Raw genomic sequence first — 20,260 nt, 5'->3', positions numbered from 1 at the left:
TCTTTTTTTGAAATAAACACTATAATGAAAAGAAACATGCCTTACAAAGGTGGGAGAAAAAACGTGTATACTCATCTCCATATTCAGAGCGGATACAGCCTGCTGACAAGTACGGTGAAGATCACTGAACTTGTGGCCAAAGCGAAAGCGGATGGCTGTACAAGTCTTGCCTTAACCGATCGAAATGTTATGTACGGTTCGGTCTATTTTTATAAAGAATGCAAGAGACAGGGGATAAAGCCGATCATCGGCATACTTGCAGATGTCCTTGATGAACGGGATTCGCCACATGGACTTCTTTTATTGGCAAAAAGTCTACAAGGATATCAAAACCTGCTTAAAATAAGTAGTGCCATAAAAACGAAATCCCCGTCAGGCATTCCAATGAATTGGCTTAAAGCCTATTCTCGGGGCTTGATAGCAATCACACCGGGTGCGGAGGGGCAAATAGAAACGCTATTGAGGGAAGAAAATCCTGAGGAGGCCAAACAGGCAGCGGGGCGATTTCTGCAAATTTTTGGTCATGATAACTTTTATGTATCCATACAGAGACTTTCGATCGCGAATGAGGAAAAAGGTAACGAAGCCATAAGTCAGTTGGTGAGAGATTTAGAGATAAAGATTGTCGCGACGAATCCAGTCTATTATTTGAACGAAAGCGATGCACTCGCTCAAGAAGTCCTATTGGCAATTGGAAATGGCGACAAGCTGGCGGATGAGACGCATACGGTTCTTGAATCCGATCAATTTTATTTGAAAAGCCGGGCACAGATGGCAGAACTATTTCATGACAGACCGGATGCACTCGAAAATACACTGCATATTGCCGCGCAATGCAATCTGGAAATTCCATTTCACCGTTCACTGCTTCCTAAGTACCCGACTGAAGATGGAGTCACAGCCGAGGAAATGCTCGAAGCCATCTGTTTCCAAGGGCTGAAGAAAAGATTGCCGGAGCCATCCATTCAATATGAAGAGCGCCTGCGATATGAATTGGATATCATCACCAAGATGAAATTCAGCGATTACTTTTTGATCGTTTGGGATTTCATGAAATTCGCTAAGGATCAACAAATCCTGACTGGTCCTGGAAGGGGGTCGGCCGCCGGATCGATGGTCGCTTATGTGCTGTCGATAACGGATGTCGATCCAATCGAACATTCCTTGCTGTTCGAGCGTTTCCTGAATCCGGAACGTGTCTCGATGCCGGATATCGACATTGACTTTCCGGATAACCGTCGTGAAGAAGTGATTGCCTATGTCGCGAAGAAGTACGGGGAACTTCATGTAGCACAAATCATTACATTCGGAACATTGGCTGCCAAAGCTGCGTTAAGGGACACAGGCCGTGTTTTCGGCTTGAATTCAAAGGAACAGGAAGCGGTATCGAAAATGATTCCAGGCCGCCTGGGCATCACGCTTCCCGAGGCCTTCAAGGAATCGAAAAGGCTCAGGGAATTCGTTAATGAGAGTGACCTGAATCAAAAACTTTTTCAAACCGCTTTATTGCTTGAAGGGCTGCCTCGCCATGCCTCGACACATGCCGCCGGCGTCGTCATCAGCGATCAGGCACTGACCGAGCATATTCCGATTCAGGGGGGGCATGAAGGCATCCATCTGACTCAATATCCAATGGACCTTCTCGAAGAACTGGGACTTCTTAAAATGGATTTTCTTGGACTCCGCAATTTAACGCTCATCGATAATATTTTAAATAACATAAAAAAGGGAACGGGGAAAAAGCTCGACTTGTCCCATATCCCGATGGATGACCCCGAGACGCTAGCCCTTTTAGGGAGAGGCGAAACAACTGGAGTGTTTCAATTTGAATCGGATGGCATCCGAAAGGTTTTGATTAAGCTGAAACCGAACCGATTCGAGGATATCGTCGCGGTCAATGCCCTATATCGTCCAGGTCCGATGGAAAATATACCGCTGTTCATCGAGCGAAAACATGGACTGGCTCCGATTGATTACCTGCACGAGGATTTGAAGGATATCCTCGAGCCTACATACGGGGTCATCGTTTATCAAGAACAAATCATGCAAATCGCCTCCCGCTTAGCCGGGTTTTCATTAGGGGAGGCTGACCTGCTCCGTCGTGCCGTTTCGAAGAAGAAGAAGGATGTTCTGGATCAAGAGCGGCAGCATTTCGTGAACGGCTCATTGAAACAAGGATACTCCGAAAAAACGGCAGATGAGATTTATTCCTTGATCGTCCGCTTCGCTAACTATGGATTCAACCGAAGCCATGCAGTGGCGTATAGTTTCATCGCTTATCAGCTGGGTTACTTGAAAACCCACCATCCGGAATATTTCATGGCAGCACTCCTGACATCGGTCGTCGGGAATGATGAAAAGATATCGCAATATATCCGTGAAGCCAAAAAGAAAGGGATAATGGTTCTGAGTCCCTCGATTAACCGGAGCGGTTACCCGTTTTTACCGGAAAAGGAAGGGATCCGTTATAGCCTTGGAGCCATAAAAGGGATAGGCGGTACGGTCCTAAAAGAAATCTTTGCTGCAAGGAGGCAGAAGAAGTTCGCTGATTTATTCGATTTCTGTTTGCGCGTTTCGGGAAAAATCGTAAATAGAAAAGTGTTGGAGGCGCTTGTGCATTCAGGTGCATTTGATGAATTCGGTGAGGACCGGGCAACATTGTTGGCGAGCTTGGACGTAGCGATCAATCATACTGAATTGGTTAATCCAGATGATGACCTATTCGATATGTTTTCCGATGGCGAGTTTTCACTCAAACCGAAATACAACCGTGTCGAGCCTATCCCTATCGAGCACAAACTCTCATTGGAAAAAAGCGCATTGGGGCTTTATCTATCGAATCATCCGGTGACAAGCTATAGAGAACTTTTTCAGCACTTCGGCTGTTTGACCATAGATGAAGCTACCAATAAAAAGGAATCAAAAGTCTTGCTTGGCGCGTACATTACGTCGGTTAAAACCATAAGGACAAAAAAGGGCGATGTGATGGCTTTTTTGAGCGTTAGTGATGAAGAGGGGGATATTGAAGCGGTCGTTTTTCCAAATGTTTATAAAAATCACTCTGCCGACTTGAATCACGGACAACTCGTTATGTTGCAAGGAACATTGGAAGAGCGGGATGGAAAAACACAGCTCTTGATCAGGAACGTATACCCGCTTGAAAAAGTGAAGCAGATGAAAGAGGAAAGAAACGGAACGATATTCCTGAAAATCGAGGCTGGTAAGCAAACGAAGGATACACTGCAAAAAATAAAAAAAATTTTAATGCAGCATAGCGGTGAAACGAAGGTCATGCTTTTTTACGAGAGGGAAAACCGCTATGTACAGCTATCTTATTGGGATTGGGTCAATCCTACAGATAGACTGATGCAGGCATTATTTGACTTGGTCGGAAAAGGGAATGTGGTTTACAAGAAAGAATAACTGTTTTACAACTTTAATAGTTATGTTATATTGAAAACAGGCCGCTGTGGTCTGACCACTAGATTTCAGCATATAAGATATGGGATACCCAATTTGGTTTAGGAGTGAAACTATGACATTAAGAGAAGAAGCTTTACATATGCACCGCTTGAATCAAGGAAAATTAGAAACAGTTTCGAAAGTACCGGTAAGGAATGCAGTAGATTTAAGCCTGGCTTATTCTCCTGGTGTCGCAGAACCGTGTAAAGATATTTACGATAAGCCGGATACCGTTTATGACTATACAATGAAGGGGAATACTGTTGCTGTTATTTCTGATGGAACGGCTGTATTGGGACTTGGGAACATCGGTCCGGAAGCTGCCATGCCGGTTATGGAAGGTAAAGCCGTTCTATTTAAAAGTTTCGCTGGAGTTGACGCTTTCCCAATCTGTTTAAAAACGACGGATGTGGACAAAATTGTAGAGACCGTTAAATTACTCGAACCGACTTTCGGCGGAGTGAACTTAGAGGACATAGCCGCACCAAATTGTTTTGAAATTGAAGAACGACTCAAGAAAGAAATGAATATTCCTGTTTTTCATGATGATCAGCACGGTACAGCCATTGTTACTGTTGCCGGTCTTGTGAACGCGTTACGACTAGTGAATAAATCAATGTCAGAAATTAAAGTGGTAGCGAATGGAGCAGGCGCTGCTGGCATTGCCATCATTAAATTGCTTTATAGCTATGGAGTTCGTGACATTATCATGTGTGATACGAAGGGTGCCATTTATGAGGGCCGTTCGACAGGTATGAATGATACAAAAGAACAAGTGGCGAAAGTGACCAATCGAAATAAGGTTTCAGGACCTTTGGAAACTGTCATTCAAAACGCTGATGTATTTATAGGTGTTTCTGCTGCAGGAGCATTGACAAAAGAAATGGTTTCTTCGATGAACCGGGATGCGATCATTTTCGCGATGGCTAATCCAGATCCGGAAATCATGCCGGAAGATGCAAAAGCGGCAGGAGCCAAAGTTGTTGGAACAGGCCGTTCGGATTTCCCGAATCAGGTCAATAACGTCCTTGCTTTCCCTGGGATTTTCCGTGGTGCCCTAGATGTACGTGCGACTCATATCAATGAAAAAATGAAGGTTGCTGCAGTACAAGCCATTGCCGGTTTAATACAGGAACATGAGTTAAACGAAGACTACGTCATCCCTGCTCCATTTGATGAGAGGGTAGCACCTGCAGTCGCGGCTGCTGTTGCCAAGGCAGCGATGGAAACGGGAGTAGCTAGAATTAATGTAGATCCAGAGGAAATTAAAGAAAAAACAAGGAAATTAGCGATCATTGGAAAAAGTGAGGAATAATTAATTTGGCAGGTCGTACTTCTTCATCCAAAATTTATCTCGATGTCGTTGAGAGCCTACGTACCATGATTGAAGCGGACAGCCTCCTGCCGGGAGATAAAATCCCATCAGAACGGGAGTTATCGGATCGTTTTAATGTTGGCCGTTCCTCTGTCCGTGAAGCATTGCGCGCCTTAGAACTATTAGGGTTAATAGAAACAAGGCGTGGTGAAGGGACGTTTATCAGGGATTTCCAGGAGCATAAGCTAGTCGAGCTTCTGGGAACCTTTTTTTTGCAAGATAAAAAAGTACAAGAAGATTTGTCTGAGACGAAAAGGCTGATTGAAATTGACTGTTTGCGGATAGTCGCCTTTTTCGCTACGGCTGAGGATATTAAAAGATTAATGGTCTGGGTCAAAGCGGATGAGTTTCATGATGATGATTTCTTCTTAAGAATTGCCATTTTGAATCGCAATCGATTGCTGGAAAGAATTTGGCGCATTGTCAACAGCTATGCTAGAACATCAGAGATGGTACAGGGTAATGTGAAAAAAGAAGATTATCTGGCACTTCTTACATATTTGCTCGAACGTGATGAAGAAAAAGCCATCGAAACTTATCTTATTAGAATTAGAAATATGTCGAAGGACGAGTGACACCTTTTTACACGATACTAATTTCATTTCTGATATAGTTTGTACCAAGTATCATAAAATAGATAATTGGTGGTAAAGGGAGGATTAAGCTTGCTTAAAGAGCTATTTGCGAAGTCTAAGAAGAAATATGCAACGGTTCCTTTAGATCGTGAGAAACAAGATGTACCGGAAGGAATCATGACAAAGTGCACCGGCTGTAAAAAAATCATGTATACAAAAGAATTGGTGAAAAACAAGAAAGTCTGTCTGCATTGCGGGTACCATCATCCGATGTCTTCCCATGAGCGCATCGAATTTTTATTCGACGCAGGCACTTTTAATGAATTTGATAAAGAAATGATTTCAGTTAACCCGCTTGAATTTCCGGATTACTTAGAAAAATTGGAAAAAGATAGAAAGAAAGCCAAGATTAATGAGGCGGTTGTCACAGGAGTGGGAAACATCAATGGGTACCAAGTTTCAACTGCCATCATGGATTCGAATTTCCGGATGGGAAGCATGGGATCCGTTGTTGGGGAAAAAATTACCCGTGCTATTGAACGTGCAGGTGAATTGAAGATTCCGTTCATCATATTTACGGCTTCAGGCGGCGCTCGGATGCAGGAGGGTGTTTTAAGCTTGATGCAGATGGCGAAGACAAGTGCGGCACTCAAGATATTCAGCAATGAAGGCGGACTGATCATATCAATGATGACTCATCCTACCACAGGCGGGGTTTCGGCAAGTTTCGCGTCACTTGGCGATATTAATCTAGCCGAACCTGGAGCCCTTATTGGTTTTGCGGGACGAAGAATCATTGAACAGACGATTCATGAAGAGCTTCCTGAAGATTTCCAAACGTCTGAATTCTTGATGAAGCACGGCCAATTGGATGCGGTCGTCAAACGTACGGAAATGAAGGAAACCTTGACGACGATCCTTAAAATCCATGCCCCGGGCGGTGAATGGTTATGATTTACGAATTAGAGTTCGAGCGTCCCATTACGGACCTTAGAAATAAGATTAAAGAGCTGAAGGCCATTTCGAAGGACGCTGATGTAGACTTAACAGCTGAAATCGAAACATTGGAAAAGCGTCTAGAGAAGCTGGAAGTGGATATTTATAACCATCTTAAACCGTGGGATCGCGTTCAGATTGCCCGGCATCCAGCCCGTCCGACGACGCTTGATTACATTCCGCTATTATTCAATGACTTCATCGAGTTTCATGGTGATCGTTATTATGGGGATGATGAAGCGATTGTCGCTGGGATCGCAGAATTTGATGGACTTGCCGTGACTGTCATCGGTCATCAGCGAGGTAAGGATACGAAGGAAAACATCCGTCGTAACTTTGGCATGCCCCATCCTGAAGGCTATCGAAAAGCTTTACGTCTGATGAAACAGGCGGAAAAATTCAACCGTCCGATTATTTGTTTCATTGATACGAAGGGAGCTTTCCCTGGTAAAGCTGCTGAAGAGCGCGGGCAAAGTGAAGCCATTGCGAAAAACCTTTTCGAAATGGCGGGGCTGAAGGTGCCGGTCATCAGTATTGTCATCGGTGAAGGCGGAAGCGGCGGTGCATTGGCACTTGGCGTCGGGGACCGAATTTTCATGCTTGAGAACTCAACATATTCGGTAATTTCCCCTGAAGGGGCTGCAGCCTTGCTGTGGAAGGATGCCTCTCAGGCTAAGAGGGCTGCGGAATCGATGAAAATCACGGCTCCCGATTTAAACCGCTTAGGAGTCATCGATGAGATCATTCCTGAAGTGAGGGGCGGCGCCCATCGGGATTCAAATTTACAGGCAGAAGCCATCAAGGATATCCTGAAACGTTCATTCAATGAACTTCTGCCATTGAATAGTGATGATCTTATCAACCAGCGTTATATGAAATTCAAGAAAATCGGTGAATATGAATTTGCAAAACAGCCTGAGGGAGAGCCTAAGGAAGTTGAACAGCATTCATAAACACATTTACAAAAGGGAAAACGTGCTGCCTTGGGCAACACGTTTTTTCATCCTTTCATGGGCACATATGTATTCATTACAGAAACGTGTAAAGAATATGGTTTGTGTGTAGAATGTAAACTTTTGCGCCATTTTACTTCAATTTCTGATGAGAATCGGTTAGGCTTATAACATCAAGTGAGCATCTTACTGCTTATTGAAGCTTGAAAAAGGGTACAATGATATAACGAGGCTAAAAATTGATTAGTGCTGTAGAGAGGTGACATTTATGAAAAGAATAGGTGTATTGACAAGTGGAGGAGATTCTCCTGGCATGAATGCGGCAGTCCGAGCGGTTGTCCGGAAAGCAATTTTTCATGAAATTGAGGTCTTCGGTATTTATCATGGCTATCAGGGACTGATAAATGGAAATATAAAGAAGCTTGAACTTGGGTCGGTCGGGGATATCATTCATCGAGGCGGCACGATGTTACATACGGCTCGCTGTCCGGAATTTAAGACGGAGGAAGGCCAGCTGAAAGCGATTGAACAATTGAATAAACTTGGTATCGAGGGCATTGTCATCATTGGTGGCGATGGTTCATACCGCGGAGCGAAAGCTTTAACGGAAAGGGGCTTCCCTTGTATCGGAGTTCCTGGAACGATTGATAATGACATACCGGGTACGGACTTCACGATTGGTTTTGATACGGCCCTTAATACAGTCATCGATGCTATCGATAAAATTCGGGATACGGCCACTTCTCATGAAAGGACTTATGTGGTTGAAGTGATGGGAAGAGATGCCGGCGATATTGCGCTTTGGGCTGGATTGGCTGGCGGAGCTGAAACGATTCTTTGTCCTGAATATGAATATGATATAGAAGATCTGATTGGAAAGCTGAACCGCGGACATGACCGTGGGAAAAAGCATAGTATCATCATTGTAGCTGAAGGTGTTGGAAGTGCCGTTGATATCTCCAGGAAAATTGAGGAAAAGGCAGGGTTTGAAACCCGTGTAACGGTCCTGGGCCATGTCCAGCGCGGAGGATCTCCTTCGGCAAATGACCGTGTATTGGCAAGCCGGCTTGGAGCAAAAGCCGTTGAACTGCTTCTTGAAGGAAAAGGAGGCAGGGCTGTCGGGATAGAACAAAATCAACTCGTTGATTATGATATCATCGAAGCTCTTGCTAAACCGCATACAATTGATAAGAAAATGTATGAATTATCTGCTGAGCTATCCATTTAATCATTATTGATAGGAATGTTTAAAGAAAACATAAAACACTGCGCCCCTGTCTTCAAAAGGTGGATAGGCGGCAGTTTTCCTTAAAGGAGGATGACAATATGCGTAAAACCAAGATTGTTTGTACGATTGGCCCCGCAAGTGAAAGTATAGAAAAGCTGGTTCAATTAATAGAGGCGGGGATGAATGTAGCACGGCTTAACTTTTCTCATGGAAATCATGAAGAACATGCCGCTAGAATACGCAATATTAGAGAAGCGAGCGAAAAAGCGGGTAAACAGGTTGCTATCCTGTTGGATACAAAAGGACCTGAAATACGGACAAATAATATGGAGAATGATTCCATAGAGCTTGTAGCCGGCAATGAAATCATTATTTCCATGAATGAAGTCCTGGGAACACCTGAAAAATTCTCCATTACCTATGAAGGGCTCTTGCATGATGTCCACCCAGGATCTAAAATCCTTTTGGATGATGGATTGATTGGGCTTGAAGTGTTGAAGATAGATAAGGTAAGAAAAGAAATCCATACCAAGATCTTGAATAGCGGTACACTTAAAAACAAAAAAGGCGTGAATGTACCTGGAGTTTCGGTTAACCTGCCTGGCATAACGGAGAAAGATGAACAGGATATCCTTTTTGGAATCGAACAGGGTATTGACTTCATTGCTGCCTCATTTGTACGCAGGGCTTCCGATGTGCTTGAAGTAAGTGAATTATTGCAGCAAAATGGAGCGGAACATATTCAAATCATCCCTAAGATCGAAAATCAAGAGGGTGTAGACCGTCTTGATGAAATCTTGGAAGTTTCAGATGGCTTGATGGTAGCGCGTGGAGACTTGGGAGTGGAAATTCCTGCAGAAGAAGTGCCATTAGTCCAAAAACAAATGATCAAAAAATGTAATAATGCTGGGAAACCAGTCATAACGGCTACACAAATGCTCGATTCGATGCAGCGTAACCCAAGGCCGACCCGTGCAGAAGCAAGTGACGTGGCCAATGCCATATTTGATGGAACGGATGCAATCATGCTTTCTGGTGAAACAGCTGCTGGAACCTATCCTGTCGAAGCGGTGCAAACGATGCATAACATTGCTTCACGTGCTGAAACTGCCCTCGATTATCGGGATATATTATCAGTCAGAAGCAAAGTGAACCGTCATAATGTCACTGATGCTATTGGCCAATCCGTTGCCCACACCGCGCTTAATCTTAATGCAGGGGCAATCATCACCCCTACGGAAAGCGGTCATACGGCCAGGATGATTTCCAAATACCGCCCTAAAGCACCGATCATTGCGGTTACATCCAATGATCATGTTACAAGAGGGCTTGCATTGGTTTGGGGAGTCTATCCGCAGATTGGTCCAAAAGCAACGACTACCGATGAAATGCTTCAAACCGCAATAGATGAAAGCTTGCATTCCGGCTTAGTTTCCCATGGGGATTTAGTCGTCATTACAGCCGGTGTGCCTGTAGGTGAAACAGGTACGACTAACTTGATGAAAATTCATGTGTTAGGAGAGGTTCTTTTGAAGGCTCAAGGAATCGGCAGGAAATCAGCTAAAGGTGAAGTGGTTATCGCTAAGAATGCCAAGGAAGCTTTGGAAAAAGTGACGGAAGGCTCTGTATTGGTTACGATCGGTTCGGACCGCGAAATGATGCCGGCGATTGAAAAGTGTGCGGCCTTGATTACGGAAGAAGGCGGTTTGACAAGCCATGCAGCTGTTGTAGGAGTCACATTGGGCATACCGGTCATCGTTGGGGCGGAGGACGCGACCAAGGTTTTCAAGGATGGTCAAAGAATAACAGTCGATGCAGGTCGCGGAGTCATTTACGATGGACATGCCAACGTTTTGTAAAACGAAATTTTGGCTGATTCCGTGCCGATGAGGTAAGATGGATGTACCGCACCAGAAATGGGCTGTGCAGGAGGAATGTAGATGAAATATTTTTTAATGTTTATCATTGCGATGCCGGTCGTTGAAATTATTGTCCTTTTGCTGTCAGGCAACCTGATTGGTTTTTGGCCAACGCTGTTCCTGATTGTAGCCACAGGCTTGATCGGAGCTTATTTGGCTAAACGGCAAGGGATGGAAACGTGGAAAAAGGCACAGGAACAGATTCGTTACGGAATGATGCCAGGAAATGAAATCATTGATGGAATCTGTATCTTTATCGGAGCTGCACTGTTGCTGTCCCCTGGGCTCATCTCGGATATCATGGGATTGATCCTAGTGTTTCCGCCAACCCGGAATCTCCTCAAACCGATTGTTATCCGGTTTATCATGAACAGGGTGAATAAAGGGAAAGTTACTATCATTCAGCATAAATAATATAAGGCTGTCTAAAGGCTTAAGCTTTTAGGCAGCCTTTTTTGGACTGGAAAAAAGGTCAACAAAAGCATCCAAGTTTTTTATAGGGTGCTTTTTTTGATTAACAAATGGGAGTTTTAATGTTAATCGGGTTTTGCCTGTTTCACAATTAAATGATGAATTCCAAGAGAATGAAAAAGTGTATAATAACAGGATTTTTAAAGATTAACCCTTTGAAAACATTGGTAAATCAGGCTTTTCCATGCTTGAAAATCTTTTTTTAGATTTTTTAGAAAAAACTGGTGACAAATTTATACAACGTGTTATATAATACAAACAGGAAATAAAACAACTGTATTATAACATAAAAGAGTTGGAAAGGATGTGGAGAGGCAACATGATTACGGAAGCAAAAGGCTTACAAATTACAGGCAACATTAAGCCAGGATATGAACAAATACTTACAACGGAAGCTCTTCAATTCATCGAAAGAATTGAACGGCATTTCAATGAAAGAAGGGCAGAACTTCTAGAACGGCGGAAAAGCGTTCAGGAAGAACTGAATCAAGGTAAGCTTCCTGATTTCCTTGAAGAAACGAAGCATATTCGCGAAAGTGATTGGACGATTGCGCCCCTCCCGAATGATTTGCAGGACCGCAGGGTTGAAATCACTGGACCTGTTGATCGCAAAATGATCATTAATGCCATGAACTCAGGTGCCAATGTATTCATGGCGGACTTTGAAGATGCCAATTCACCCACTTGGGAGAATTGCATTGATGGCCAATTGAATCTGCGGGATGCAATCCGCGGAACCATTTCATTTAAAAATCCAAATGGCAAAGTGTATGAACTAAATGAAAGAACAGCTGTCCTAAAGGTAAGGCCACGCGGCTGGCATTTGGAGGAAAAACATGTCCTTTTGGATGGACAGCCTATATCAGCCAGCATTTTTGATTTTGGACTGTACTTTTACCACAACGCAAAGGCGTTGGTCGAAAAACAAAGCGGTCCATACTTTTACTTACCAAAAATGGAAAGCCATCTCGAAGCAAGATTATGGAATGACATATTCGTATATGCACAGAACGATTTGAGAATTTCGCAAGGAACCATCAAGGCAACGGTCTTGATAGAAACGATTCTTGCTGCATTCGAAATGGACGAAATTCTGTACGAGCTGAAAGAACATTCGGCAGGCCTAAACTGTGGACGCTGGGATTATATCTTTAGTTTCCTGAAAAAATTCCGTCACTCGGATGATGTCATCTTCCCAGACCGGCAGCAGGTCACGATGACCGTCCCGAACATGAGGGCGTATTCCTTACTGGCAATCAAAACATGTCACACTCGTAATGCTCCTGCAATAGGCGGGATGGCGGCGCAAATTCCTGTTAAAAATGACCCGGTTAAGAACGATGAGGCTTTTGCAAAAGTAAAGGCAGATAAAGAACGCGAAGCAAGAGACGGTCATGATGGAACATGGGTTGCCCATCCAGGTATGGTAAGCACGGCAAAAGAGGTTTTTGACCTGCTCGTCCCAAAACCGAATCAAATTTTCCGAAAACGGGAAGATGTCCATGTAACAGCTCAAGAGTTGCTGGCTGTACCGGAGGGAACGATCACAGAGGCAGGATTAAGAACGAATATTAACGTTGGCATCCAATATATCGCCTCCTGGTTAAGCGGCAGAGGTGCGGCACCCATCAATAACTTAATGGAAGATGCTGCAACCGCTGAAATTTCAAGGGCTCAAGTTTGGCAATGGATCCGTCATCCAAAAGGCATTCTCGAAGATGGCAGGAAAATAACCAAGGAATTATTCCATCAAATCAAAGAAGAAGAATTGGCGGTCATTAAATCAGAAGTAGGGGAAGGAACTTTCAAATCAGAAAAGTTTGAAGAGTCTACTAAACTATTTGAACAATTGATTGAAGCGGATGACTTTGCAGATTTCTTAACGAATGCCGCATACGAAAAATTATCTTAATATTCAAAATATAAATTAGGAGGAAATAATGATGATGAATGAGAGAGCGCAAAAATTACAACAAAGCTGGGAAAATGACTCACGGTGGACTGGTATTAAACGTCCTTATACTGCCGAAGAAGTTATTAAACTAAGAGGTTCCATCGATATTGAACAAACATTGGCACGCCGTGGTTCTGAAAAACTATGGGATCTATTGAATACGGAGGATTTCATCAATGCATTAGGAGCATTGACTGGTAACCAAGCCATGCAGCAGGTGAAAGCTGGTTTAAAAGCAATCTACTTAAGCGGCTGGCAAGTGGCGGCAGATGCTAACATCGCAGGGCAAATGTACCCTGACCAAAGTTTATATCCAGCCAACTCCGTGCCGCAAGTAGTTAAACGCATTAATCAGACACTTCAGCGTGCAGACCAAATCAGCTTTGCTGAAGGAAAAGATGATATCGATTGGTTCGCTCCAATCGTGGCGGATGCTGAAGCAGGATTTGGCGGTTCCCTTAACGTCTTCGAATTAATGAAAGGCATGATCGAAGCTGGAGCGGCAGGCGTTCATTTTGAAGACCAGCTTTCTTCCGAGAAAAAATGCGGTCACCTGGGCGGTAAAGTCCTTCTTCCAACCCAAACGGCAGTACGGAATTTAGTTTCCGCCCGATTGGCAGCCGACGTAATGGGTACACCGACTATCTTGATTGCCCGTACGGATGCTGATGCTGCAGATTTGATCACCGATGATATCGATCCGGTCGATGCACCATTCATCACTGGTGAAAGGACTCCAGAAGGATTCTACCGCACGAATGCAGGTCTTGACCAAGCAATTGCAAGAGGCCTTGCTTATGCGCCGTATGCCGACCTTATCTGGTGTGAGACTTCTGAACCTAATCTAGCGGATGCTCGCCGCTTTGCCGAAGCGATCCATGCAGAGTTCCCGGGCAAACTGCTAGCTTACAATTGTTCTCCATCATTTAACTGGAAAGCGAAATTAAGTGATGAAGAGATTGCAAATTATCAGGTGGAATTGGGTAAATTGGGTTATAAATTCCAATTCGTTACACTTGCAGGATTCCATTCATTGAATCATAGCATGTTCAACCTTGCTCTTGGTTATAAAGACCGCGGCATGGCTGCATACTCAGAACTTCAACAAGCGGAGTTCGCTAGTGAGCCCGACGGCTATACAGCAACACGTCATCAGCGTGAAGTGGGAACTGGTTACTTTGATGAAGTGGCACAAGTCGTTTCTGGTGGAACATCATCCACAACAGCGCTTGCAGGTTCTACTGAAACAGAACAATTCGAGACGTCAAAATAATTTTAGCTTAAAAACAAAGATCCGCCTTGTACTCAAGGCGGATTTTTAAATGGAAATGGGTGAATGCTAATAGTGTATGGAATATCTTAAGTCGTTTTCTTCGTATCCCCGATGATGAAAGTCCATATGGCCTTGAAGACATTGGCACGCTGGAGTGTATTGAATATGACAAGTACGACAGGTCCTGCAATCAGACCTAGGAAACCGATCAATTTGAAGCCGATGAACAAAGCGATGAGAGTGGCAAGCGGATCCAAACCAATACTGGAAGAAAGTACTTTTGGCTCTATTAACTGACGCTGGACAACGACGATTATGTAAAGAACGGACAAACCGATTGCAAGACTTGTATTCCCGGCAATGAATTCAAAGATGATCCAAGGAATGAAAATCGTACCTGTCCCTAAATAGGGGATGATATCGACCAGTCCGCATATCAGGGCAATGGTAATTGAATAATTCACCCCCAAAATGAGAAATCCGATTAAAATCGTCACAGTCGTCAATGAAACAAGAGTGAATTGTGCACGGATAAATCCGAACAAAGCCCGTTTTAAGTCCCTGAATAAACGCTTGGCACCCGCAAAAATCTTATCAGGCAACACTTTTCCGGTCATGCGGCTAAAGGTATCCCAATCTTTGCTGATGAAGAAAGTGCCCAGCAGGGTAAAAAGGAGTGCTGTTGCTGTAGTTGGAAACCATCCGATGATTGTGGGGATGTTCTTCAAGAAAGCTTGAATGAAGCCGCTTACTCCGGTAGTGATCGATTCACCGATATTTTGGATATTCTTGAGGACTGTGTCCTGCTGTTCGGTATCCAAATTATTGAACATGGCAGCTATTTGATTATAAAAAGGGATGACGGTGGACGCGATGTATGTTTCTATATAATCCACGATGGTTTCAATATGTTTCGGGATGACTCCGGCCAGGTAATTGGTCCCTGAAATGATCTCTGTGACCAGTAAGGTGATAAGACCCGCAAATAAAAGGAAAATGAGTAAAAGGGAAACGAATACAGCCAACCCCCGTGGCAGCCTTCCTTTCCTTTCGAAAAAAGTGACCAGGGGATTCATCAAGAAAGCGATTATCATGGCAATGATGAATGGATATGTATATTTAGATAAATAAAACAAGGCGATTCCGCCTAAAATAATCCCTCCGATGACCAGTAAAGAGCGAATGAAACGATACATATATACCGGATTCAAGTCTTATCCTCCTTCAATCATAAAGTTTGTATTATAATTGTAACGATGATGGAAAAGAAAGGAAAGATTCTTTCATCTTTCGGCTTAACTTTTTTCCGCCGATGCATCGTTCCATAAATCATTTTTCTCTCAGGAAACATGGGAGTTTGTTATGTTAAAATAACAAAAACAGAAGGAAGAAGGTGAAGGGAGAATGATCAACGGTCCTGTAGTATTTTTAATTCTGCTTGCTGCAATCGGTTGGTTTGGGAAAAACACCTCACTGATCATGGCTGCGGGTTTTCTTTTAAGCATGAAACTGATTGGCCTTGACGCTAAAGTGTTTCCATACCTGGAAGCGAAAGGAATCAACCTGGGCGTTACGATCATTACGATTTCGGTACTCATACCCATAGCAAACGGGGCGATAGGTTTCAAGGAACTCGGAGACGCAATAAAATCTCCCTATGCCTGGATTGCGCTTGCATCTGGAATAGCGGTTGCGCTCATAGCGAAAAATGGGATTACGCTCCTATCACATGATCCGCACATTACCACGGCTCTTGTTTTTGGGACGATTCTTGCAGTCGCATTATTCAAAGGTGTGGCTGTCGGTCCGTTAATCGGGGCGGGAATTGCTTATTTATGCATGCAAATCTTCAATTTTTTTAAATGAAGCGAGTGGCAAAGGGGAGAAAAGTCCGTCAGTTCTGGGGATATAAATTTTCTATTTAATGTTTCGTTTATTCTGCTTTGAGGCAAATTTTCAAAAAAAACGTTTTGAATCGCATAAAAAAAAGCAAGAGAATATGTAGCTAATTTTTCTAATAAAATAATAATTTTTTCACATTTTAAGTGCTTTTCATTCCCAAAAAAGTGTTTATTGTTTATAATAATGGTGTAACTGCTCTGATTTATTAAAATTGGGATTCAGAATATCATTGATATTTTTGAGGAATCTTAAAAAAAAGATGTAGTTATTGAGCAAGCGCTCACTAGGAATAGCTACAAGCATTATTTTTAGAATTTCGTTTAAAAGATTATCGTACATTTTACTATTGTTGGGGTCATATTCTGTGAACGCTTCCAATACAAGATGTATGTCTTCTGCTAAAAAATAGATGGTTGTTTACAATAGCTAATTTCTTGGAAGCGCTATATTTATACGCTAATAGCAAGGGCATAGGGGAATATTTAGGAAAAGGAGAGATTTAGTATGACAGCAACAAAAGGTCTTGAAGGTGTGGTAGCAACAACTTCATCAGTAAGCTCCATTATCGATGACACATTAACGTATGTAGGTTATGACATCGATGATTTAGCTTCTAACGCAACATTCGAGGAAGTAATCTATCTTTTATGGCACGGAGCTCTTCCGAACAAAAGCCAATTAAAAGAATTAACTCAACAGCTTGCTGAAAATGCTGAAATTCCAGCTGAAGTGGTTAATCACTTCAAAACATACCCAATCGATAAAGTACATCCAATGGGAGCTCTTCGCACTGCAGTATCTCTTCTGGGTCTTTATGATGAAGAAGCAGATGTAATGAGTGAAGATGCTAACTATCGTAAAGCAATCCGCATCCAAGCAAAAATCCCTACATTGGTAACAACTTTCGCTCGCATCCGTCAAGGGAAAGAAGCTGTTGCTCCACGTACAGATTTAAGCTTTGCTGCTAACTTCTTATATATGTTAAGCGGTAACGAACCAACGGCAATCGAAGAAGAAGCATTCAACAAAGCATTGGTTCTTCATGCTGACCATGAATTAAACGCTTCTACATTCACTGCACGCGTTTGTGTGGCTACATTATCTGATATCTATTCTGGCGTAACTTCTGCCATTGGCGCTTTAAAAGGCCCTCTTCACGGCGGAGCTAACGAACAAGTCATGAAAATGCTTACAGATATTGGTTCAGTTGAAAACGTTGAGCCATATATCAACGAAAAATTAGCCAATAAAGAAAAAATCATGGGCTTTGGTCACCGTGTATACCGTAAAGGTGATCCTCGTGCTAAACACCTTAAAGAAATGTCACAAAAACTGACTGAACTTACTGGACAACCGCAATATTATGATATGTCCATCAAAATTCATGAAATCGTGACTGGTCAAAAAAATCTTCCGCCGAACGTGGATTTCTATTCTGCTTCCGTATACCACAGTTTAGGTATCGAACATGACCTATTTACACCAATCTTTGCTGTAAGCCGTGCTTCAGGCTGGATCGCTCATATCCTTGAGCAATATTCAAACAACCGCCTTATCCGTCCGCGTGCAGAGTATGTTGGACCAGGTATGCAAAAATACGTACCGATTGAAAAACGCTAATTAAAAGTTTTTTCGAAAAATCATTTTTTATTTCATCGAATTTGTAGTAAATTAATAGATGTGAGTAAAAAAGGTTAGTGGTTCTGCCTCATTTAATGGCAGGCCATCTAACCTTTGAATTTGAATCGGAGGTAAGAGACATGACACAAAGCCAAAAAATCACAGTTACTAACGGTGCTCTTAACGTACCAAACAACCCAATCGTTCCTTATATTGAGGGAGACGGAATCGGTCCTGATATCTGGGCTGCAGCATCCCGCGTTTTAGACGCAGCAGTTGAAAAAGCTTACAATGGCGAAAAGAAAATCGAATGGAAAGAAGTTTTAGCTGGACAAAAAGCATTTGACCAAACGGGCGAATGGCTTCCACAAGAAACTCTTGATGTCATTAACGAATATCTAATCGCTATTAAAGGACCTCTTACAACTCCAATCGGTGGCGGTATCCGCTCATTGAACGTTGCATTGCGTCAAGTATTGGACTTATTCGTATGTCTTCGTCCAGTACGTTACTTTGATGGTGTACCTTCACCAGTTAAACGTCCAGAAGACACTGACATGGTCATCTTCCGTGAAAACACTGAAGACATCTATGCTGGTATCGAATATGCAAAAGGTTCTGACGAAGCGAAGAAATTAATCGACTTCCTACAAAATGAATTCGGTGTTACAAACATCCGTTTCCCAGAAACTTCTGGTATCGGGATCAAACCGATTTCTGAAGAAGGAACGAAACGTCTTGTTCGCTCTGCACTTAACTATGCGATCAAAGAAGGCCGTAAATCATTAACTCTTGTTCATAAAGGTAACATCATGAAATTCACGGAAGGCGCGTTCAAAACTTGGGGTTATGAAGTTGCAGAACAAGAATTTGCCGATAAAGTGTTCACTTGGAACCAATATGACAAAATTAAAGATGCTGAAGGCACTGAAGCTGCTAACAAAGCACAATCAGCTGCTGAAGCTGAAGGCAAAATCATCGTTAAAGATTCCATTGCCGATATCTTCTTACAACAAATCCTGACTCGTCCTAAAGAGTTTGATGTTGTTGCAACAATGAACTTGAACGGAGATTACATTTCTGATGCATTAGCTGCACAAGTTGGCGGAATCGGTATCGCTCCAGGAGCAAACATCAACTACGAAACTGGACATGCCATCTTCGAAGCAACTCACGGAACGGCTCCTAAATATGCTGGTCTTGATAAAGTTAACCCATCTTCAGTTCTTCTTTCAGGCGTTCTTTTACTTGAGCACCTTGGCTGGAACGAAGCTGCAGACAGCATCACTAAATCAGTGGAACAAACAATTGCTTCTAAAGTTGTTACATACGACTTTGCCCGCCTAATGGAAGGTGCAACGGAAGTTAAATGTTCTGAGTTCGCAGACGAGCTTATCAAAAACCTTAAATAATTCATTACATGCTTTCTGGAAAAGTGCCTGAATGGGCTGCTTTTCCAGGAAGCTTATATATATTTTCATGAGGATGTTAAAAGTATTCCAAAAGTATTCATATATTTTAAGGAGGAAATAACATGTCTAAACGTAAAAAAATCACAGTTGTAGGAGCTGGATTCACTGGTGCTACAGCAGCATTCCTAGCCGCTCAAAAAGAACTTGGCGATATCGTTTTAGTTGATATACCGCAAGCTGAAAACCCTACTAAAGGTAAAGCCCTTGATATGGCGGAAGCAGGACCTGTCCTAGGTTTCGATGCTAACATCATCGGTACATCCGACTATGCAGAAACAGCTGATTCCGACGTAGTGATCATCACTGCCGGAATTGCCCGTAAACCCGGCATGAGCCGTGACGACTTAGTTCAAACTAACCAAAAAGTTATGAAATCAGTAACTAAAGAAGTCGTTAAATATTCCCCTAACACAACCATCATCGTTTTGACTAACCCTGTAGATGCAATGACTTACACTGTTTACAAAGAATCAGGTTTCCCTAAAGAACGCGTTATCGGACAATCAGGTGTCCTTGATACAGCTCGTTTCCGTACTTTTGTAGCTCAAGAATTAAACTTATCGGTTAAAGATGTAACTGGTTTCGTACTTGGAGGACACGGAGATGATATGGTTCCATTGGTACGTTACTCTTATGCAGGCGGAATTCCTTTGGAAACATTGATCCCTCAAGATCGTTTAGAAACAATCGTGGCTCGTACCCGCACTGGCGGCGGAGAAATCGTCAACCTTCTTGGAAACGGAAGCGCCTATTATGCACCAGCAGCATCTCTAGTGGAAATGGCTGAAGCGATCCTTAAAGACCAACGTCGCGTTCTTCCGTCCATCGCTTACCTTGAAGGTGAATACGGATTTGAAGGTATCTACCTTGGAGTGCCGACTGTTCTGGGTGCAAACGGTATTGAACAAATCATCGAACTTGAATTGACTGAAGACGAAAAAGCGGCACTTTCAAAATCAGTTGAATCAGTTAAAGCAGTAATGCAAGTCCTTCAATAAGTGATCATGATCAGACTGTTCGGATATAGGAAGAAAAGGCCATGGTCTTTTTCCGATTCCGG

The 20,260-nt window shown here is 42.9% G+C and carries 15 protein-coding genes; 14 read left to right on the top strand and 1 reads right to left on the bottom strand.

All coding sequences use genetic code 11. The features are described from left to right. Window positions 1–36 precede the first annotated feature (36 nt). The 10 genes from dnaE to aceA all read left to right on the top strand — a co-directional run bounded on the left by dnaE (window position 37) and on the right by aceA (window position 14,206). Window positions 37–3,423, top strand: a complete 3,387-nt coding sequence (dnaE, locus tag FNK51_RS15420) for a DNA polymerase III subunit alpha (RefSeq protein WP_483296122.1) — start codon at window positions 37–39, stop codon at window positions 3,421–3,423. A 112-nt stretch (window positions 3,424–3,535) separates the two neighbouring features. Further along, window positions 3,536–4,777, top strand: coding sequence for an NADP-dependent malic enzyme (gene ystJ / locus FNK51_RS15415; protein WP_141993903.1), 1,242 nt, complete (start codon window positions 3,536–3,538; stop codon window positions 4,775–4,777). A gap of 5 nt (window positions 4,778–4,782) precedes the next feature. Next, window positions 4,783–5,412, top strand: a complete 630-nt coding sequence (locus tag FNK51_RS15410; protein ID WP_098369976.1) for a FadR/GntR family transcriptional regulator — start codon at window positions 4,783–4,785, stop codon at window positions 5,410–5,412. A 90-nt stretch (window positions 5,413–5,502) separates the two neighbouring features. Beyond that, window positions 5,503–6,366 carry an acetyl-CoA carboxylase, carboxyltransferase subunit beta gene (gene accD, locus FNK51_RS15405; protein ID WP_098369977.1) on the top strand — a complete coding sequence of 288 codons (864 nt, stop codon included), beginning with the start codon at window positions 5,503–5,505 and terminating at the stop codon, window positions 6,364–6,366. Next, complete coding sequence (gene accA, locus FNK51_RS15400) at window positions 6,363–7,361, top strand: acetyl-CoA carboxylase carboxyl transferase subunit alpha (RefSeq protein WP_098369978.1); 999 nt, start codon at window positions 6,363–6,365, stop codon at window positions 7,359–7,361. The genes accD and accA overlap by 4 nt, the downstream gene beginning before the upstream one ends. A 268-nt stretch (window positions 7,362–7,629) precedes the next feature. Further along, a complete protein-coding gene (gene pfkA, locus FNK51_RS15395) occupies window positions 7,630–8,589 on the top strand; it encodes a 6-phosphofructokinase (protein WP_076364752.1) in 960 nt (319 codons plus the stop codon). A gap of 98 nt (window positions 8,590–8,687) precedes the next feature. Beyond that, the gene (gene pyk, locus FNK51_RS15390; protein ID WP_141993902.1) at window positions 8,688–10,448 is read left to right on the top strand and encodes a pyruvate kinase; all 1,761 of its coding nucleotides are present in this window, start codon (window positions 8,688–8,690) and stop codon (window positions 10,446–10,448) included. An 81-nt stretch (window positions 10,449–10,529) separates the two neighbouring features. After that, complete coding sequence (locus FNK51_RS15385) at window positions 10,530–10,922, top strand: FxsA family protein (protein WP_098369980.1); 393 nt, start codon at window positions 10,530–10,532, stop codon at window positions 10,920–10,922. A gap of 376 nt (window positions 10,923–11,298) precedes the next feature. Then, window positions 11,299–12,891, top strand: a complete 1,593-nt coding sequence (aceB, locus tag FNK51_RS15380) for a malate synthase A (RefSeq protein ID WP_141993901.1) — start codon at window positions 11,299–11,301, stop codon at window positions 12,889–12,891. Between the two features lie 31 nt (window positions 12,892–12,922). Next, entirely contained in the window at window positions 12,923–14,206 is a 1,284-nt protein-coding gene (gene aceA / locus FNK51_RS15375; protein ID WP_098369982.1) for an isocitrate lyase, read from the top strand. Window positions 14,207–14,292: 86 nt separating this feature from the next. On the opposite strand, the gene ytvI is transcribed toward aceA, so the two are convergent. Further along, the gene (ytvI, locus tag FNK51_RS15370) at window positions 14,293–15,417 is read right to left on the bottom strand and encodes a sporulation integral membrane protein YtvI (protein WP_098369983.1); all 1,125 of its coding nucleotides are present in this window, start codon (window positions 15,415–15,417) and stop codon (window positions 14,293–14,295) included. Between the two features lie 193 nt (window positions 15,418–15,610). Between ytvI and FNK51_RS15365 the strand changes: the two genes are divergently transcribed. From FNK51_RS15365 to mdh, 4 genes are all read left to right on the top strand, one after another. Beyond that, window positions 15,611–16,072 carry a DUF441 domain-containing protein gene (locus tag FNK51_RS15365; RefSeq protein ID WP_034309113.1) on the top strand — a complete coding sequence of 154 codons (462 nt, stop codon included), beginning with the start codon at window positions 15,611–15,613 and terminating at the stop codon, window positions 16,070–16,072. Between the two features lie 540 nt (window positions 16,073–16,612). After that, window positions 16,613–17,728: a citrate synthase gene (gene citZ, locus FNK51_RS15360; protein ID WP_141993900.1), complete on the top strand. Its 1,116-nt coding sequence runs from the start codon at window positions 16,613–16,615 to the stop codon at window positions 17,726–17,728. Window positions 17,729–17,823: 95 nt separating this feature from the next. After that, complete coding sequence (icd, locus tag FNK51_RS15355; protein WP_286178742.1) at window positions 17,824–19,140, top strand: NADP-dependent isocitrate dehydrogenase; 1,317 nt, start codon at window positions 17,824–17,826, stop codon at window positions 19,138–19,140. Between the two features lie 122 nt (window positions 19,141–19,262). Then, window positions 19,263–20,198 (top strand): malate dehydrogenase, encoded by a 936-nt coding sequence (gene mdh, locus FNK51_RS15350; RefSeq protein WP_141993898.1) that lies wholly within the window; start codon window positions 19,263–19,265, stop codon window positions 20,196–20,198. Window positions 20,199–20,260: the final 62 nt, after the last annotated feature.

The organism is Bacillus sp. B4EP4a, from assembly GCF_006680105.1.
GTDB classification, from domain to species: domain Bacteria; phylum Bacillota; class Bacilli; order Bacillales; family DSM-1321; genus Peribacillus; species Peribacillus simplex_E.
Note: the sequence above shows the minus strand (reverse complement) of the source record. Positions and strands in the feature narration are given on the sequence as shown.